This window comes from Bacillus sp. DWP3-1 (assembly GCF_049896565.1).
GTDB lineage: Bacteria > Bacillota > Bacilli > Bacillales > Bacillaceae > Bacillus.
Genome location: NZ_JAFCUN010000004.1, coordinates 84,502 through 99,246 on the forward strand (window position 1 = coordinate 84,502; position 14,745 = coordinate 99,246).

Here is a 14,745-nt window from a genome sequence, read left to right on the forward strand (position 1 = left end):
ACCAATGTGTGTTTCTTTTGCTAGTGATATCCTTTTTTGTCAAGTTGTTTATACTTTAAAAAACCTGGTGCTATACACCAGGTTCTTCTCGTTTTTTCTGAATCCAAGCTGTCACATAATAGGCAGCATAGCAGAGCGCGATGAAAGGAATGCCGCAGATGAGGGCAATCCGCTGATTTGGATCAAAGGCAATACCGATGACAGATGCAAAACACAGGAGGAAGGCAGCAATTGGAACCACTGGATAGAGCGGGGTTCGAAAGGAAAGATCATGGAGCTGTCCGCCTTCCTGTAAAAAACGTTTCCGAAACATCAACTGTGAGGCAGCAATCCCCATCCACACGATTACAACGGCCAGTCCAGAGATCGAAACAAGGACAAGGTATACCGTTTCGGGTGCGATGACACTTGATAACAAAGAAAGAATACCGCCGATCATACTTAAAATCAGTGCATTCAAAGGAATTCCTTTTGATGTCAGCTTTGCAAGTTTCTTAGGCAGTGTCCGTTCCTCAGAAAGTGACCAGAGCATACGGGATGACGCGTATAGTCCAGAGTTTGCAGCAGATAAGATCGCTGTCAAAATGACAAAATTCATGAAATCTGCGGCATATGGAATCCCGATTCGATCAAACACCACAACAAATGGACTTTTGATCACCCCGGCTTCTTCCACTGGGATCAAGCCGGCTAAGACCACGATCGTTCCAACGAAAAACAGGACAAGACGCAGTACGGTTGTGCGAATCGCTCTTGGAATGGTCTCGTCAGGATTGACGCTTTCACCCGCAGCAATTCCAATTAACTCCGTACCTGAAAAAGCGAAATTGACGGCTAGCATCGTCATTAAAATTGGTAAAAAGCCGTTTGGGAAAAGTCCGCCTTCTCCAGTGAAGTTAGAAAAGAACGGAGCGGCCTCACCGCCCTTTAATGGAATCAAGCCAAACATCGCAGCTCCGCCAAGGATAATAAAGAGAATAATAGCCATTACTTTAATGCTGGAAAACCAAAATTCCGATTCTGCAAAGAACTTAACTGTAAAAGCATTGAGTAAAAAGATGAGAAGAGCAAAAACGCCGCTCCACATCCAAACCGATGTGTCTGGGAACCAGCGCTGCATTAAAAGGCCTGCCGCTGTAAATTCCGAACCGAGTGCCACTGTCCATGTCAGCCAGTAGAGCCAAGCGACTGTATAGCCTGTGCCGGGTCCAATGTATTTTGTTGCATACGTATGAAAGGCCCCTGTAACCGGCATTGCGACAGATAGCTCGCCTAAACAGAGCATCACGAGGTACACAATTAATGCCCCGACAAGATAGGCAAGAATCGTTCCTGCGGGTCCTGCCTGATTGATGGTATACCCAGAGCTTAAAAAGAGCCCTGTTCCAATAACGCCGCCTAGAGAAAGCATGAACAGGTGGCGGCTCGTCATTTTTCGTTGATATTGTTGTGACTGATCTTTTGCTTGTTCCATGTCTTCCCGCCCTTTTGCTTAGAAGTATGTGTGATGATTCGTGGTGCTATGATGTGGTTTGTTTTAAGATGTCCGTGATATCTTCTGGGGTCGTCCGGCAGCAGCCGCCGATGATATGCGCGCCGTCTTTGTACCATTGATGCGCACATTCACCAAATGTATGCTGAGATGTATCCCCGCTCCATACCTTTTCTTCAGGATCATATAATTCTCCTGAGTTTGGATATACGACAATCGGCTTGCTCGTCCCCTTTTTCATCTCTTGAATGAGAGAAGAGATAAATTGCGGCGGCGTACAGTTTACACCAACAGCAGCGATCTGTTCATATGGTTCCAGTACTTGTACACATTCTCTGAGCAAATCACCTTCACTAATATGAAGGTCATCCTTCGCGCTGAAAGTAATCCAAGCACATACACCACTGAATTCATCTTGCAGCAGCTTTGCGATAGCCGTTGCTTCAATCAGACAAGGGATCGTTTCACATGCAAGAATGTCTGCACCAGCTTCTACTAATGCCTGAATTCTTGGTCTGTGAAAATCAATAAGTGCCTGCTCCGTGAGTCCGTAATTTCCCTTATATTCTGAACCATCAGACAAATAAGCGCCGAATGGCCCCACAGATCCTGCGACAAATGGTTTTGTCCGCCCTTTACGACGCGCTTCATCCTGCCAAAAAAGATCGCGTGCCTCTTTTGCTAAAGTGACAGATCGTTTCATTAGTTCAATGGCTTCTTCTTTTGTATAGCCTTTTTCAGCGAAGCCATCAATCGTTGTTTGGTAGCTCGCTGTTGTGGCACAGTCAGCTCCGGCTTGGAAGTAATCCAAGTGTACTTGCTGAATCAATTCTGGCTGTTCAATGAGTATTTTGGCTGACCATAAACGATCGTTTAAATCGCAGCCCTTTCGTTCAAGCTCCGTTGCAAGTGCACCGTCTAAAACCAAAGGTGCGTGAGGCTGTAAACGGCTTTGAATAGGATTCATCGGAATCGAACACCCTCCTTTTTAGTTGGAAATGATGGATATGATATGAGGCAGTAGTTTAAATGACTAAAGTGTTTTTGTCAAGGAGAGGAAAAAGCATGATATCGCGGAAAAACCTTGAAAACATGCGGGTTCCGGTGCATAAACATGCAGTCAAAATAATAGAAAACCAAGTCATTGACAGCCTCTAAAAAGAGATATATATTATGGAAAGGTTCATTTCAGAAAGCTTCATCAAAAGGCGCTGTCTTTTGATTTTTATTTTGTCCAACGACTGTCTTCTTTCGTGCAGAAAGAGGGTTTTTTATATGCTTAGAAAAGGAGGAAAGAAGAAATTGAAAAAATGTGTAAAAGATTTGGCTATGATTCTGATTGGTTCTTTTTTATTTGCTGCAGCAGTGAACATGTTTGTCATTCCACTTGAATTTGGTGAAGGCGGTGTAACGGGGCTGTCCATCATTTTCTATTATTTGTTTGAAATTGCACCATGGCTGACGAACCTGGTGTTTAATGCCATCCTGCTGCTTGTGGGGTATAAATATTTGGACAAGAAGACGACGATTTATACTGTGGTTGCCGTCGCAAGTAACTCCCTATTTTTACACCTGACCACAACATGGGTCGTGAATGTACATGAATTGATCATTGGAGCGATTTTCGCAGGAATTATCATCGGTATTGGAATTGGTCTTGTGCTAAGAGCAGGCGGTACAACGGCGGGTTCTGCCATACTCGGAAGAATTGCCAACAAGTATTTAGACTGGAACGTGAGCTATGCCATCTTGTTCTTTGATCTGATCGTCGTATTTGCTTCCTACTTTATTATTGGTGCGGAAAAATTAATGTTCACCATTGTGATGCTGTACGTGGCAACAAAGGTGATGGACTTCGTGATAGAAGGGCTTAACACGAAAAAGGCAGTAACGATTATTTCTTCATGCAAAGATGATATTGCTGAAGAAATCAATCACACTTTGGATCGAGGCGTGACGATTTTAAACGGACGCGGTCATTATTCAAAGGAATCGAAGGAGATTCTCTACGCAGTCATTCAAAAGCAAGAGCTCATGCGCCTAAAGAAAATCATCAAGAAAATTGATCGAGACGCATTCGTTGTTGTCCATGACGTGCGTGATGTGTTCGGAGAAGGATTTGTGAATATATAAACCTGAAAAGACCTTAACCGGGTCTTTTTTTATGCTCTATACCTCTTGTCACATCATACTATGTATTGTATAGTATAAATGGTTAGGAGTTGTAATCATGAATGCACAATTAAAAAAAGGTTTGCTGGAATTCTGTGTACTGGCGGTATTAAAGAAAGGCGATTCCTATGGTTATCAAATTATTAAAGATATGTCCCATTGTATTGAGATTTCAGAATCGACATTATATCCGATATTAAAGCGGTTAGAGCAAAACAACTATGTGGAGACCTATTCCCAGGAACATAACAGTCGATTAAGAAAGTACTACCGAATGACAAATAGCGGCCGTGAGCATATGGCGCAGTTTTTAGCGGAATGGGATCAAGTAATGGCGATTTACGACTTTATTTCTGGAGGACAGGGCAATGAATAAAAAAGAATTTTTAGCCAGCTTAGAGAAGCACCTGCATCGTCTAGGCGAAAAAGAAAGTGATCGGTTCATCGAATATTACGATGAAATGATCGAGGATTATCAGGAAGATGGCTACAGCGAACAGGAAGCTGTTCATCAAGTGGGTCAGCCTTCAATCATCGCTGAGGGGATTATGAAGGAACAAGGAATCAAAACTGCTCAGGTGCCGACGTTCGGAGAAAAAGCTACAAGGCTTTCCATTCTCATTTTGGGCTTTCCGTTATGGGGAAGTATTTTAGCAACGGTCTTTCTGCTGATTCTTTCTGTCTATATGGTGGTTTGGTGCGTTCCGCTCGTCACAGGTGCATTGACGCTCACTGGTCTGCTCGGAGGTTTTTGGAGCATCATTGGTTCTCCATTTATTTTTCAGGACGGTTTGCATGTGGTGGTGACGCAGGTTGGAGTGGGTATTCTTCTATTAGGTGTCGGATTATTATGCGGCATAGCCACGGTGTATTTGACAAAGCTATTTGTTCAAATGACTGTTCAAACCACTAAGGCATTCATGGGAATGTTTAAAAAGAAGGTCGTGAGAATATGAATGTGAATGATTTAAAAAAGCAATGCATCAAATGGGGGATCATCTTCACCGTTGTCGGAGGAATGATCATGGCAATTGGTTTTGGACTATCAGGCTTTGACCTAGATGCATATCACAACAATGACCAGAACAATGTGTTCCGCACTATCAATTGGAACAAGCCATAAATGAAAGACCCGCTTATGCGGGTCTTTTTTTCGCTCGAACCACAAAGGAGAAATAACAGCAAAGTGCACCTAGTTCACAAAGCATAATGATCAGGCCCATAGGAAAGGCTGTTTGGCTTCCCGCTAGTCCGACAAGAGGTGTCATGCATGCGCCTAGCAGCATTTGTGCCACCCCGATGAGGGCAGCTGCACTTCCTGCATGCGCTCCATGATGCTGCATCGCAAGAGACGGCGCGGACGTACCGACAATTCCGACGCTTGAGACAACAAAAAACAATGGAATGAGAATGCCATACAATCCTGCATCAATGGAGATCATCAAAAATAAGGTGACGCCGCCTAAGGCAGCTGTCAGCAATCCAATGCGAAGAACTTTCTCTTCGCCGATTTTTACAGCGACACGGGCAAATACTTGTCCAGCCATGATGATGCCAAGACTGTTCACTGCAAAGGCAGCACTAAATCCTTGTGGAGAAAGGTGGAAAAGATCCTGGAGCACAAACGGTGAGCCAGAAATATAGGCAAACATCGCTGCGAATACAAGACCCTGCGAGAGGGCATACCCAACAAAGAGACGATCACTCGCTAAAATTTTCATGGCACCAACAATCTGTTGAAAGCCCCCAGTCTGTCTGCGCTCCACATGTAAACTTTCTTGTAGTGAAAAAATGGATCTCAGCAGCATCAAGGCCCCGAGAATTCCTAGTAGAACAAATACACCCTGCCATGTTGTAAAGCGTAAAATCTGTCCGCCCACAATAGGTGCCGCTGCCGGAGCAACCCCGTTGACCAACATCAGCAGTGCAAAGAATTTCGTCATTTCTGATCCTTCATAATGATCTCGCACAATGGCTCGTGCAATGACAATGCCAGCTGAACCAGCGAGCCCTTGAATCAATCTTAAGAGGATGAACATCCAAATCGATGTGACCACCGTACATAAAAGTGATGCAGCTATAAAAATGATTAAGCCGATCATCAGCGGTTTTCTTCTGCCGATCGTATCACTAATAGGACCTGCAATCAGCTGTCCAAGCGCCAGTCCAATAAGACAAGCCATAAGACTTAATTGGGACAAAGCCGTGCTTGCTTCAAAATCACGCGCAATATTAGGCAAAGCAGGTAAATACATATCCATTGCAAGCGGTGCAAGGGCTGTTAAAGACCCAAGCAATGCAGCAAGGAGAAATCGATTTTTTTTCGATTCTTGGGGATAAGATAAAGAACTCATATGATCACTACACTCCTCGTATACTTCCTCAAAACAGCATAATGAATCAAGCGTTCCTTTTCAATGGAAATTTTCAAAGATGATTCCGTGCAAAATGATTGATCTTTCGAATGAGACTCTTTACATTGAATGAGTAGAGAAAAGAACAAGGTCATCGACATGCAGTATTTGCATGATACGTATATCTAGCAATAAACAACAGGAGGTGCTGACATGAAGCAGCAAGAGCTAATCATTCGTCAAGCAGTCAAAGAAGATCATGAAGCGATCAGGCATGTACTAATCAAATCCTATTCACAGTATGAGCCTCAATTTACAGAGGAAGGCTGGCAAAATTATTCTGCTGCGCTTGCAGCAGCTGTAGATAATCCGAACATGGAGCTGATGCTTGTGGCGGAGCTTGAAGGCAAGGTCGTGGGGACGCTTCAAATGTTTCGGTCATCAGAGCAAGCGTATGACAAACCCGAAATGGGCATTACATCAGCCATCGTCCGGTTTTTAGGAGTAGATCCCGATGTTAGGGGAAAAGGAATTGCAGAGTCATTGTTACGTAAAAGTATTGAACTTACGCAATCATGGGGCGAAAATGTCCTGTATCTTCATACATCTGATAAAATGCAGGCTGCCATTCGTCTATATGAAAGAATGGGCTTTGAGCGTGCACTAGATAAAGAATTTGTGAATCAAAATGGGACGCATGTCAAGAGCTATCAATATGTTATCCAAAAAGAACAGCCGGCAGGTTCATCACATCACGCGTAATAAAAGGAAGAGCACGTCCTCAATGGACAGCTCTTCCTTTTTCAATTTATGCCCACAATACAAGCGCCCAATATGATACCAACCACGAGATTAAACCGAACATAACAAAGAATTTTAACATGCGCTCATAAGGAGAAAGCTTTCGTTCTCTCTTCGTTTTCACCAGCCGCCAATAAAGGGCATAGCCGCAAAAAATGAGGATGATTTGTCCAAGCTGTGTAAGGTTTTCAAGAATCGTGATTCCGTTCATTTATTTCACCTCATCATAGGTCTTCCATATGTGAATGCAGCAACCCTTTATTTTTTCATAAAAAAACGGTGTATACTGGAAAGAGAGAAACTAGATGCAAGAGGGAGTTGTGACATGTTGTTTTCGCTACATGCGGATCGTTGGGATGAAGTAATCGAGAGGAAAATCAAATACGATCAGAAGGTCGTGGAATATACTTGTCAGCTGTTAGACGCACAGGAGCAGCAGGCTGTGCTGTTTCACAAGATCGAAGACACGTTTACGATGAGGGCAGGTGATGGTGCTCTGACCATTCCAAAAGGGAGCTATACGACCGCTTATTATTGGAAGGATCGACCTTACAATATTTACTTCTGGAGGGATGATCAAGGGAAGGAACTTGGGTCTTATTTTAATATTGTGGGGAATACATGGTTCAACGGCCAGCTGGTCATATTTGAAGACCTCATTATTGATCTTCTCGTTCTGCCGAATGGTCATTTCTTTGTGTTGGATGAAGATGAATTGCCGGAGAGTTTAGCGGCTTTTGAACAAGGTTCAGTGCGCCAGGCATTAGAGGGTGTGATGGCTTCGTTAGAAAGCATACTCGATCAAGTGAGGGCAGATGTCGAAGGGAAATATCATCACAGCTTGTTTGAGCCGATGTTGAAATAGAAAAAACGATTCCTTTCAGGCGAGGAATCGTTTTTTTCTGTCAAACCTTGATACGGTTTAATCGTTTCTGTAAGTTGGTTTTCGTTTTGGAAGCTTTTAGCTGTTTGACAGCGGTTTGAGCCGCGGCTTTTGTTTTCTTTGTTCGTTTGGCTTCCGCTTTTTTGACCTTTTGTTTGGCGTCTGTCACTTTCTTTTGATAGGCGACCTGTTTTTTGACTTTGTCGAGCCGGTTTTGGAGGCTTGTTTTTTCTTTGCCTTTGTTTAGCTTTTTGATAGCCGTTTGGGCGCTTTTAATGGCGCCTTGTGTTTTGCTTTTTTCGGCTGTTTGAACCTTTGCACGTGCGGAACGGATATCAATGGTTCCTTGTACCTTTTTCACCCGTTCGGTGAGTGCTGTTTTTTGTTTACTTGCAGTGAGTCTGCCAATTCTCGTTTTGGCTTGATTGACATCTGCCTGCTTTTTAGATGTTTCGGCTGTTTTGACAGCGCTGGTCGCAGCCTTCAAAAAGCTTGATTGTGGTATATATTGCATGCGGCCATAGCCGAATTGTGGATCCCTTCCTTTTGCGCCAAGATCCACTGTATAGCTGCGCAATAAGGTGCGAAGCTGTACATTTGTTTTCTTCGGATGAAGCTGTTTCAACAGTGCCAGCATGCCTGTGACATGCGGTGCAGCTTGTGATGTACCTGTTGCATACCAATATTCATTCTTTAAATAAGTGCTAATGACGTTCTGGCCAGGGGCAGAAAATTCAATGCCTTTCCCTGTATTTGAGAGAGACGCGAGTTTGTCTTTGTCCGTCGTTGCAGAAACGGCAATGACGCTATTGTACGCGGCAGGGTAGCTAATATAATTCTTCTTCCCATCATTCCCGCTTGCAGCTACCACAAGCAGTCCTTTTTTGTATGCCGCATCCACTGCTGAATGCAAGATGGGGATATTGTCTTCAAAACTTAGGCTTAAATTCATAATATCCATCTTGTTGTTAATGGCCCAATCGATGCCTCGAAGCAGGCTGTACAAGTCGCCTTCTCCCTTTTTATCTAACACTTTTACAGCATACAGCTTCGCACCAGAAGCGACGCCGACTGTGCCATAATCGTTATTGAGCGCACCAATCGTGCCTGCGACATGTGTGCCATGCCCTTGATCATCTTTATAGGAAGTTGTGTACTTCACAAATGATTTCCCGCCGGATATCTTTAAATCCTCATGTGGAGAAATACCAGTATCTAAAACAGCTACCTTCACATTTTTCCCCGTGACGCCTTCTTTTATCGCTTGCTTTACATTCAGCTTTTGCAAGTTGTAAGATTGTTGAACCAAAAAATTCTGACCCGTAGCGGCAGCGGTTTTTTTCATAGTAGAAGAAGCGAGTTTAACCTTTATGTTTTTTGAGACATAAGCGATGTTTGGATCTTTTTTGAGTGAGGTGACCGCTTGTTCATCTGCTGTCACAGCGACAGCGGGAAGATGTATGTACTGAGTGTTCACTTTTTCACTTTCTTCAATAGCCGTTTGCTTTCCTTTTTGGTTTTTATAGACGATGATGACATCTGTTTCTTTTGGCGGTGCAGCTGCCTGCGAATGGTAAGGCAAGGCAGTTGTCAACGCAAGAAGAAACGCGATGACTACGACGATTTTCTTTTTCAAGGCGATAGCCCCTTGCATACGATGACCTCCGTCTTTTTTTCTCTATTATATCGGAGAAATGAGAAGGATGGTTAGAAGAATCATATTGTTTGTCAGAAAGTTTTTTTATAAGTAACCTGAAATTGAAATTCATACAAATCTAGTAGACAATAGAGAGATCATAATAAGAGAAAGTAGGACATGCTGATGAACGTAAAAGAGTATATGACGTATGATGCGACTGGCTTGGCAGCACTTGTACGGAATAAGCAGGTAACGCCAGACGAGCTTGTACAGGCTGCATTTGCTAGATTGAATGAGGTCAATCCTGAACTAAATGCGGTGATTCAGACAAGACAAGATCAAGTATTAAAAGAAATCAAGACATTACATACGAATCAGCCGTTTGCGGGCGTTCCATTTGTACTGAAAAATATATCGCAAGGGATGGAAAATGAACCGCTGACAGCAGGTGCTGCATTGTTAAAGGATGTAAAGGCAAAAACGGATTCCCACTTTGTCCATCGATTGAAGCAGGCTGGATTTCTCATGATGGGTCATACAAACACACCAGAATTCGGTTTAAGGAATGTAACAGAACCTTCTTTACATGGTCCAACGAGGAACCCTTGGCATCCTGACTATTCCCCTGGCGGTTCAAGCGGGGGGACGGCAGCAGCTGTTGCAAGCGGCATCGTACCGGCTGGTGGAGCAAGTGATGGCGGTGGATCCATTCGGATTCCAGCATCCTTTACAGGTTTGTTCGGTCTCAAGCCAACGAGAGGAAGAACGCCAGTAGGACCAGGCGCAGGAAGGCAGTGGCAAGGGGCTTCCATTGATTTTACACTCACAAAAACAGTGCGGGACAGTGCAGCCCTTCTTGATCTGCTTCAAGTCATTCAGCCTGAAGCGGCTTTCCAAACGCCGTTATACGACGGCAGCTATCAAGAAGATCTATTGAAACGTACATCTTCTATGCGAATTGCTTACAGTATAGAATCTCCAGTAGGTACGAAGGTTAGTGAGGAAGCGAAGCAGGCGGTTCAGCAAACAGTGAAATGGCTGAGTGACCAAGGGCACCAAGTAGAAGAAGCGAAGCCGGCAATTGACGGGATCCATCTGATGCAGCAATACTACGTCATGAACAGCGGAGAAATGTCTGCATTATTCACGTCCTTGGCTCGTTCATTAGGACGTCCAGTCAATCCGGAGGAAACGGACATCGTCGCATGGGTGCTGGCGGAGGCTGGCAAGAATGTGACCGCTGCTGCTTATACAGAAAGTCTTGATGCGTGGGATATGGCGGCTGCACAAATGGCATCATTTCATCAAACGTACGATCTTTTTGTGACACCAGCTACTGCCTATTCAGCTCCAAAGGTTGGTGAGCTGATGCATTCGAAAGAGGAAATCACTGAACTTTTACGTGTGTCATCCCTCTCAATGCAAGCGCAGCAGGATCTCATTTATGACATGTTCTTAAAGAGTCTGACCTACACACCATTTACACAGCTTGCCAACTTAACGGGTCAGCCTTCTATGAGTGTTCCTGTTCATCTCACTGAAGCGGGCATGCCTTTAGGGGTACAGGTGACAGCACCAAAGGGAAAAGAGGACTGGCTGCTTCGGCTTGCAGCAGAAATGGAGACATCCTCGATTTGGAAAGGAACAAATCAAATCATACGTTGAAACGACATTTGTCTATGGAGGGAAAGGAGTGTCACACGTGAGTACGAAGGACAGAATCATTCAAACGGCTGCACTTCTTTTACGAAAACAGGGGTATCATGCGACAGGATTGAATCAAATCATTAGAGAGAGCGGCACGCCTAAAGGATCTCTTTATTATTACTTTCCAAACGGAAAAGAAGAGCTAGCCATAGCAGCCGTTGAATATATTAGTCAAAAGGTCATCGATCGAATTGAAGAAAGTTTTGCCTATTCGGATGACCCTTATATCGCCATCGACCGTTTTATGACAAACATCATTCGGGGATTTATGGAGCAAGAAAGTGAAAGAGGGATTCCGATTGTCTTGCTGGCGGCAGAATCCAAGCCAGAACATACGCAGCTTCATGCTGCATGCAAACAAGAAATGATCCGCTGGCAAGAGCTTGTGAAAGAAAAGCTAATGAACAGCGGATATGAAGAAAACAAAGCGGATGAGCTGGCTTCTCTCCTTCATTCAATGGTGATTGGGGGTCTATCGATGACCACAGCACTCAAACAAACGACCCCGTTAGAACACGTAAAGTGTTACCTTAGACACTTATTTATGCGAGAAGAGTAAAATCTCTCGCATATTGTCTATCTATTATATCAATTGGTCTATATAATAAAGATAGTCAATTAGTCATGAGGAGTGATGGGATGTCGGAGCAACCGCAATCAATCAAGCAATCCGAAGATACCTATTTTTATACCGTGTCTGGTTCAGGGAAGCTGTATGGGCTTGAAAATCAGCTTGTTCATGTGCTGGCAGAAGCAAATCAAACGAATCAGCTGTTTGAGCTTGTCTTAATCACAGGTGGGAAAGGGGCTTATTTTCCACTTCATTGTCATGAGCACTTATTTGAAACCATTTTCGTGCTGGAAGGAAAGCTTGAAGTGATACTGGACGGTAAAAAATATATGGTCACAGCCTTCGATTATATTCATATCCCGCCTAAAACGATTCATGGCTACAGAATGCATAGTCACAAAACAAGGTTTATTTCATATACGTTGGGCGGACAAATGACAGATGTCTATCAGCAAATTGGGAAGAGGCTTCAGCAGAACGAATGGCTGATGACTGATCATGCTTTCGATGCAGCCAGCTTTGAACAAGCTGGAAAAGAAAGCGATCTCATATTGATGCATGGTATCCGGCAGCTATCAAATACAACCAAGCCCTCCGTTTTATTTCATAGTCAGCTCCCTCAGGCGGTGCAGCCCTATGTATTAGAGGCTGGTGAAGGGAAGCAATATATCGTGGATGGTCAGCTTCATGAGCTGATCGCAACAACAGAAACAACTGGAGGCGGGTTCAGCCATTTTGTGATTGAAGGCGCGAAGGGAAAGTATTTTCCTCCGCATTATCATCAAGTACATACAGAAGCACTCTATTGCGTTGAAGGAAAAATGAACCTTCAATTGAACGGAGAGGATATTTGCCTGATGCCGGGTGATTTTGCCTATATACCGCCGGATACGATTCATTCTTATGAATTCGTTTCCCATTCTAATAAATTTTTGCTTTTACTGCTCCCTGGAAAGATTGAGCAGTTGTATGAGCAGTTTGAAGAATCACAAAGCCCGAGTATATGTCCTTATTTTATTCAAGAAGGGAACTTGATGATCGATCGAGAGACTTCCTCTCAATATGATTTGGTTTTTGTCGAAAAAGGATAAATATGTAACGCGTTACACATGATTGAATAAGCGCCTGTCGAACCCATCGACGGGCTTTTTTGTTTTTCAAATATTCCTGATCTGATGCATGAACCATCCATTCCAGGTGAAGCTATGTACAGATGATTTTCGCTAAAGGAGGAAATGCATGTGAGAGCTGTTACTTATCAAGGAAAAAATAGCATTGCAGTGAAGAAAGTAGATGCGCCATCTATTCAAGATCGGGAAGATGTGATCATACGAATTACATCAACAGCAATTTGTGGATCTGATTTACATTTGTATCAGGGGAACTTCCCGCTTCCAATCGGCTATGTGATTGGGCATGAGCCAATGGGGATTGTGGAGGAAGTTGGACCGGATGTCACGGTAGTAAAAAAGGGAGATCGTGTCGTTATTCCATTTACCGTTGCATGTGGTCAATGCCAATATTGTCATCATCATTTAGAAAGTCAATGCGACAACTCAAACCCGCACTACGATTCGGGTGGGCTTTTTGGATATAGTGAGAAATATGGGAATTATCCTGGAGGACAGGCAGAGTATTTACGCGTGCCTTTTGGAAATTACACCCCGTTTAAGATCCCAGATGATTGTGAGCTGGAGGATGAACAATTACTGTTCTTATCGGATGTTCTTCCAACTGCCTATTGGAGCGTGGAGCACGCAGGTGTGAAAAAAGGTGATACGGTCATTGTGTTAGGCTGTGGACCTGTTGGGTTAATGGCGCAGCAATTTGCATGGCAAAAAGGGGCAGAACGTGTGATTGCGGTCGATTACATTGATTACCGTCTGCGACATGCAAAACGGATGAGCGGCGTAGAAGTATTTGATTTTACAGAAGATCCCGACATGGGAGAAACGTTAAAGGAGCTCACTAAGGGTGGAGCCGATGTTGTGATCGATTGTGTGGGAATGGACGGGAAGAAGTCACCGCTTGAAAAAATTGAGCAGAAACTCAAGCTGCAAGGCGGAACGATTGGACCCATTCAAATTGCCACAAAAGCCGTCCGCAAATGTGGGACAGTGCAGATGACTGGTGTGTACGGCGGCCTATACAATATGTTCCCATTAGGTGCCTTTTTCGCAAGAAACGTCACCCTGAAAATGGGACAGGCTCCGGCGAGAGGCTACATGTCAAAGCTCTATCAAAAAGTGACAACCGGTGAAATTGATCCTAGAGCGATCATCACACATCAATTGCCATTAGATGATGCCGCTCATGCGTATCACATATTTAACGAAAAACAGGATGATTGTATAAAGGTCATCTTAAAGCCATAAAAAGAAGGCCCTCAGCATGTAGACAAACCCTCGCATTCGGTGTCAGTCCTGCGTGCCGGTGCTCACGAATGTAAATTCGCTCCGCTCCGGTACTCGTCCTTCCTAGGGCTGCAAAGGTTTTCTATCACGCTGAAAAGAAGACAAAGGGCATTTTAGCCCTTTGTCAAAAAATCTAAAGGCTTAGGAGTATTCCTAAGCCTTTAATGTGTGCTCGTCCATCATTTTTTCGATTAATTCAAAAAATGTTTTTTTATCTTCTTCTGAAAGATGGTTGAACAGCTGATTGACAAGCAGCTGGCGGTTATCAATCATTTGTTTTGCGATTTGTTCACCTGATTCAGAGAGTGTAATCCATACAGTACGGCGGTCATTATTATTTCGAGAGCGGATAATCAGCCCTTCATCTTCTAAGTGATTGAGAGCGGTTGTTGTTGCAGAGGGAGATAATGAAACTTCCTGCAGAATATTTTTCACAGTACATGATTGATGGCGATAAATGATGCGTAAAATAAACCCTTTCACATTCGTGACGTTTTTCGGGATGTTTTCTTCATCTATTTGCTTCGTCGCCTTTAAATACTTTGTCAGCGCATGGTCTAATAAACTTGCCTCTAGCTCGAAATGTTGCATTCTCCATACCTCTTTTCCTATTGCGTTCGCATTTTCCGATCAATTACTAGGTCTATCTTATCATAATAGTTATCATCATTTAAACCAAAATGGAAGACGGCTATAAAATTACCTATATTAT

16 protein-coding genes are annotated in these 14,745 nt (G+C 43.6%); 10 read left to right on the top strand and 6 right to left on the bottom strand.

Going from position 1 to position 14,745, the window contains the following annotated elements; translation table 11 throughout:
• Nucleotides 1–70: 70 nt before the first annotated feature.
• Together mmuP and mmuM are read right to left on the bottom strand one after the other, a co-directional pair.
• Entirely contained in the window at nt 71–1,474 is a 1,404-nt protein-coding gene (gene mmuP, locus ACP7A0_RS10435; RefSeq protein ID WP_060595450.1) for an S-methylmethionine permease, read from the bottom strand.
• A 46-nt stretch (nt 1,475–1,520) separates the two neighbouring features.
• Nucleotides 1,521–2,459 carry a homocysteine S-methyltransferase gene (gene mmuM / locus ACP7A0_RS10440; protein WP_106037050.1) on the bottom strand — a complete coding sequence of 313 codons (939 nt, stop codon included), beginning with the start codon at nt 2,457–2,459 and terminating at the stop codon, nt 1,521–1,523.
• Nucleotides 2,460–2,794: 335 nt separating this feature from the next.
• On the opposite strand from mmuM, the gene ACP7A0_RS10445 reads away from it, so the two are divergent.
• The 4 genes from ACP7A0_RS10445 (at nt 2,795) to ACP7A0_RS10460 (ending at nt 4,787) form a co-directional block, all read left to right on the top strand.
• Complete coding sequence (locus ACP7A0_RS10445) at nt 2,795–3,625, top strand: YitT family protein (RefSeq protein ID WP_034664484.1); 831 nt, start codon at nt 2,795–2,797, stop codon at nt 3,623–3,625.
• A 97-nt stretch (nt 3,626–3,722) separates the two neighbouring features.
• A complete protein-coding gene (locus ACP7A0_RS10450; RefSeq protein WP_034664309.1) occupies nt 3,723–4,040 on the top strand; it encodes a PadR family transcriptional regulator in 318 nt (105 codons plus the stop codon).
• Nucleotides 4,033–4,620, top strand: a complete 588-nt coding sequence (locus ACP7A0_RS10455) for a DUF1700 domain-containing protein (protein WP_106037051.1) — start codon at nt 4,033–4,035, stop codon at nt 4,618–4,620. The genes ACP7A0_RS10450 and ACP7A0_RS10455 overlap by 8 nt, the downstream gene beginning before the upstream one ends.
• Nucleotides 4,617–4,787, top strand: coding sequence for a hypothetical protein (locus ACP7A0_RS10460; protein WP_181185465.1), 171 nt, complete (start codon nt 4,617–4,619; stop codon nt 4,785–4,787). The genes ACP7A0_RS10455 and ACP7A0_RS10460 overlap by 4 nt, the downstream gene beginning before the upstream one ends.
• A gap of 13 nt (nt 4,788–4,800) precedes the next feature.
• Here the strand turns inward: ACP7A0_RS10460 and ACP7A0_RS10465 are convergent, their stop codons facing one another.
• Nucleotides 4,801–6,018, bottom strand: coding sequence for a multidrug effflux MFS transporter (locus ACP7A0_RS10465; RefSeq protein ID WP_426005056.1), 1,218 nt, complete (start codon nt 6,016–6,018; stop codon nt 4,801–4,803).
• Between the two features lie 213 nt (nt 6,019–6,231).
• Between ACP7A0_RS10465 and ACP7A0_RS10470 the strand changes: the two genes are divergently transcribed.
• Entirely contained in the window at nt 6,232–6,780 is a 549-nt protein-coding gene (locus ACP7A0_RS10470; protein ID WP_106039368.1) for a GNAT family N-acetyltransferase, read from the top strand.
• Nucleotides 6,781–6,826: 46 nt separating this feature from the next.
• Here the strand turns inward: ACP7A0_RS10470 and ACP7A0_RS10475 are convergent, their stop codons facing one another.
• Entirely contained in the window at nt 6,827–7,030 is a 204-nt protein-coding gene (locus tag ACP7A0_RS10475) for a hypothetical protein (RefSeq protein ID WP_060595455.1), read from the bottom strand.
• A gap of 114 nt (nt 7,031–7,144) precedes the next feature.
• Between ACP7A0_RS10475 and ACP7A0_RS10480 the strand changes: the two genes are divergently transcribed.
• Nucleotides 7,145–7,684, top strand: a complete 540-nt coding sequence (locus ACP7A0_RS10480; RefSeq protein ID WP_106061703.1) for a DUF402 domain-containing protein — start codon at nt 7,145–7,147, stop codon at nt 7,682–7,684.
• Between the two features lie 40 nt (nt 7,685–7,724).
• On the opposite strand, the gene ACP7A0_RS10485 is transcribed toward ACP7A0_RS10480, so the two are convergent.
• Nucleotides 7,725–9,356, bottom strand: coding sequence for a S8 family peptidase (locus ACP7A0_RS10485; protein WP_106061704.1), 1,632 nt, complete (start codon nt 9,354–9,356; stop codon nt 7,725–7,727).
• Between the two features lie 168 nt (nt 9,357–9,524).
• Between ACP7A0_RS10485 and ACP7A0_RS10490 the strand changes: the two genes are divergently transcribed.
• From ACP7A0_RS10490 to ACP7A0_RS10505, 4 genes are all read left to right on the top strand, one after another.
• Nucleotides 9,525–11,006 (top strand): amidase, encoded by a 1,482-nt coding sequence (locus ACP7A0_RS10490; RefSeq protein ID WP_426005228.1) that lies wholly within the window; start codon nt 9,525–9,527, stop codon nt 11,004–11,006.
• Nucleotides 11,007–11,043: 37 nt separating this feature from the next.
• Nucleotides 11,044–11,607 carry a TetR/AcrR family transcriptional regulator gene (locus ACP7A0_RS10495; protein ID WP_034664477.1) on the top strand — a complete coding sequence of 188 codons (564 nt, stop codon included), beginning with the start codon at nt 11,044–11,046 and terminating at the stop codon, nt 11,605–11,607.
• An 80-nt stretch (nt 11,608–11,687) separates the two neighbouring features.
• Entirely contained in the window at nt 11,688–12,710 is a 1,023-nt protein-coding gene (locus ACP7A0_RS10500) for a quercetin 2,3-dioxygenase (protein ID WP_375566828.1), read from the top strand.
• Between the two features lie 150 nt (nt 12,711–12,860).
• Nucleotides 12,861–13,994, top strand: a complete 1,134-nt coding sequence (locus ACP7A0_RS10505; protein WP_106037056.1) for a zinc-dependent alcohol dehydrogenase — start codon at nt 12,861–12,863, stop codon at nt 13,992–13,994.
• Between the two features lie 192 nt (nt 13,995–14,186).
• Here the strand turns inward: ACP7A0_RS10505 and ACP7A0_RS10510 are convergent, their stop codons facing one another.
• Nucleotides 14,187–14,624: a MarR family winged helix-turn-helix transcriptional regulator gene (locus tag ACP7A0_RS10510; protein WP_060595459.1), complete on the bottom strand. Its 438-nt coding sequence runs from the start codon at nt 14,622–14,624 to the stop codon at nt 14,187–14,189.
• Nucleotides 14,625–14,745: the final 121 nt, after the last annotated feature.

Coding starts and splice junctions, on each gene's coding strand:
- ACP7A0_RS10510 (WP_060595459.1), bottom strand. CDS start 14,624: ATGCAACATTTCGAGCTAGAGGCAAGTTTATTAGACCATGCGCTGACA.
- ACP7A0_RS10480 (WP_106061703.1), top strand. CDS start 7,145: ATGTTGTTTTCGCTACATGCGGATCGTTGGGATGAAGTAATCGAGAGG.
- ACP7A0_RS10450 (WP_034664309.1), top strand. CDS start 3,723: ATGAATGCACAATTAAAAAAAGGTTTGCTGGAATTCTGTGTACTGGCG.
- ACP7A0_RS10465 (WP_426005056.1), bottom strand. CDS start 6,018: ATGAGTTCTTTATCTTATCCCCAAGAATCGAAAAAAAATCGATTTCTC.
- ACP7A0_RS10500 (WP_375566828.1), top strand. CDS start 11,688: ATGTCGGAGCAACCGCAATCAATCAAGCAATCCGAAGATACCTATTTT.
- ACP7A0_RS10455 (WP_106037051.1), top strand. CDS start 4,033: ATGAATAAAAAAGAATTTTTAGCCAGCTTAGAGAAGCACCTGCATCGT.
- ACP7A0_RS10490 (WP_426005228.1), top strand. CDS start 9,525: ATGAACGTAAAAGAGTATATGACGTATGATGCGACTGGCTTGGCAGCA.
- ACP7A0_RS10470 (WP_106039368.1), top strand. CDS start 6,232: ATGAAGCAGCAAGAGCTAATCATTCGTCAAGCAGTCAAAGAAGATCAT.
- mmuP (WP_060595450.1), bottom strand. CDS start 1,474: ATGGAACAAGCAAAAGATCAGTCACAACAATATCAACGAAAAATGACG.
- ACP7A0_RS10485 (WP_106061704.1), bottom strand. CDS start 9,356: ATGCAAGGGGCTATCGCCTTGAAAAAGAAAATCGTCGTAGTCATCGCG.
- mmuM (WP_106037050.1), bottom strand. CDS start 2,459: ATGAATCCTATTCAAAGCCGTTTACAGCCTCACGCACCTTTGGTTTTA.
- ACP7A0_RS10475 (WP_060595455.1), bottom strand. CDS start 7,030: ATGAACGGAATCACGATTCTTGAAAACCTTACACAGCTTGGACAAATC.
- ACP7A0_RS10460 (WP_181185465.1), top strand. CDS start 4,617: ATGAATGTGAATGATTTAAAAAAGCAATGCATCAAATGGGGGATCATC.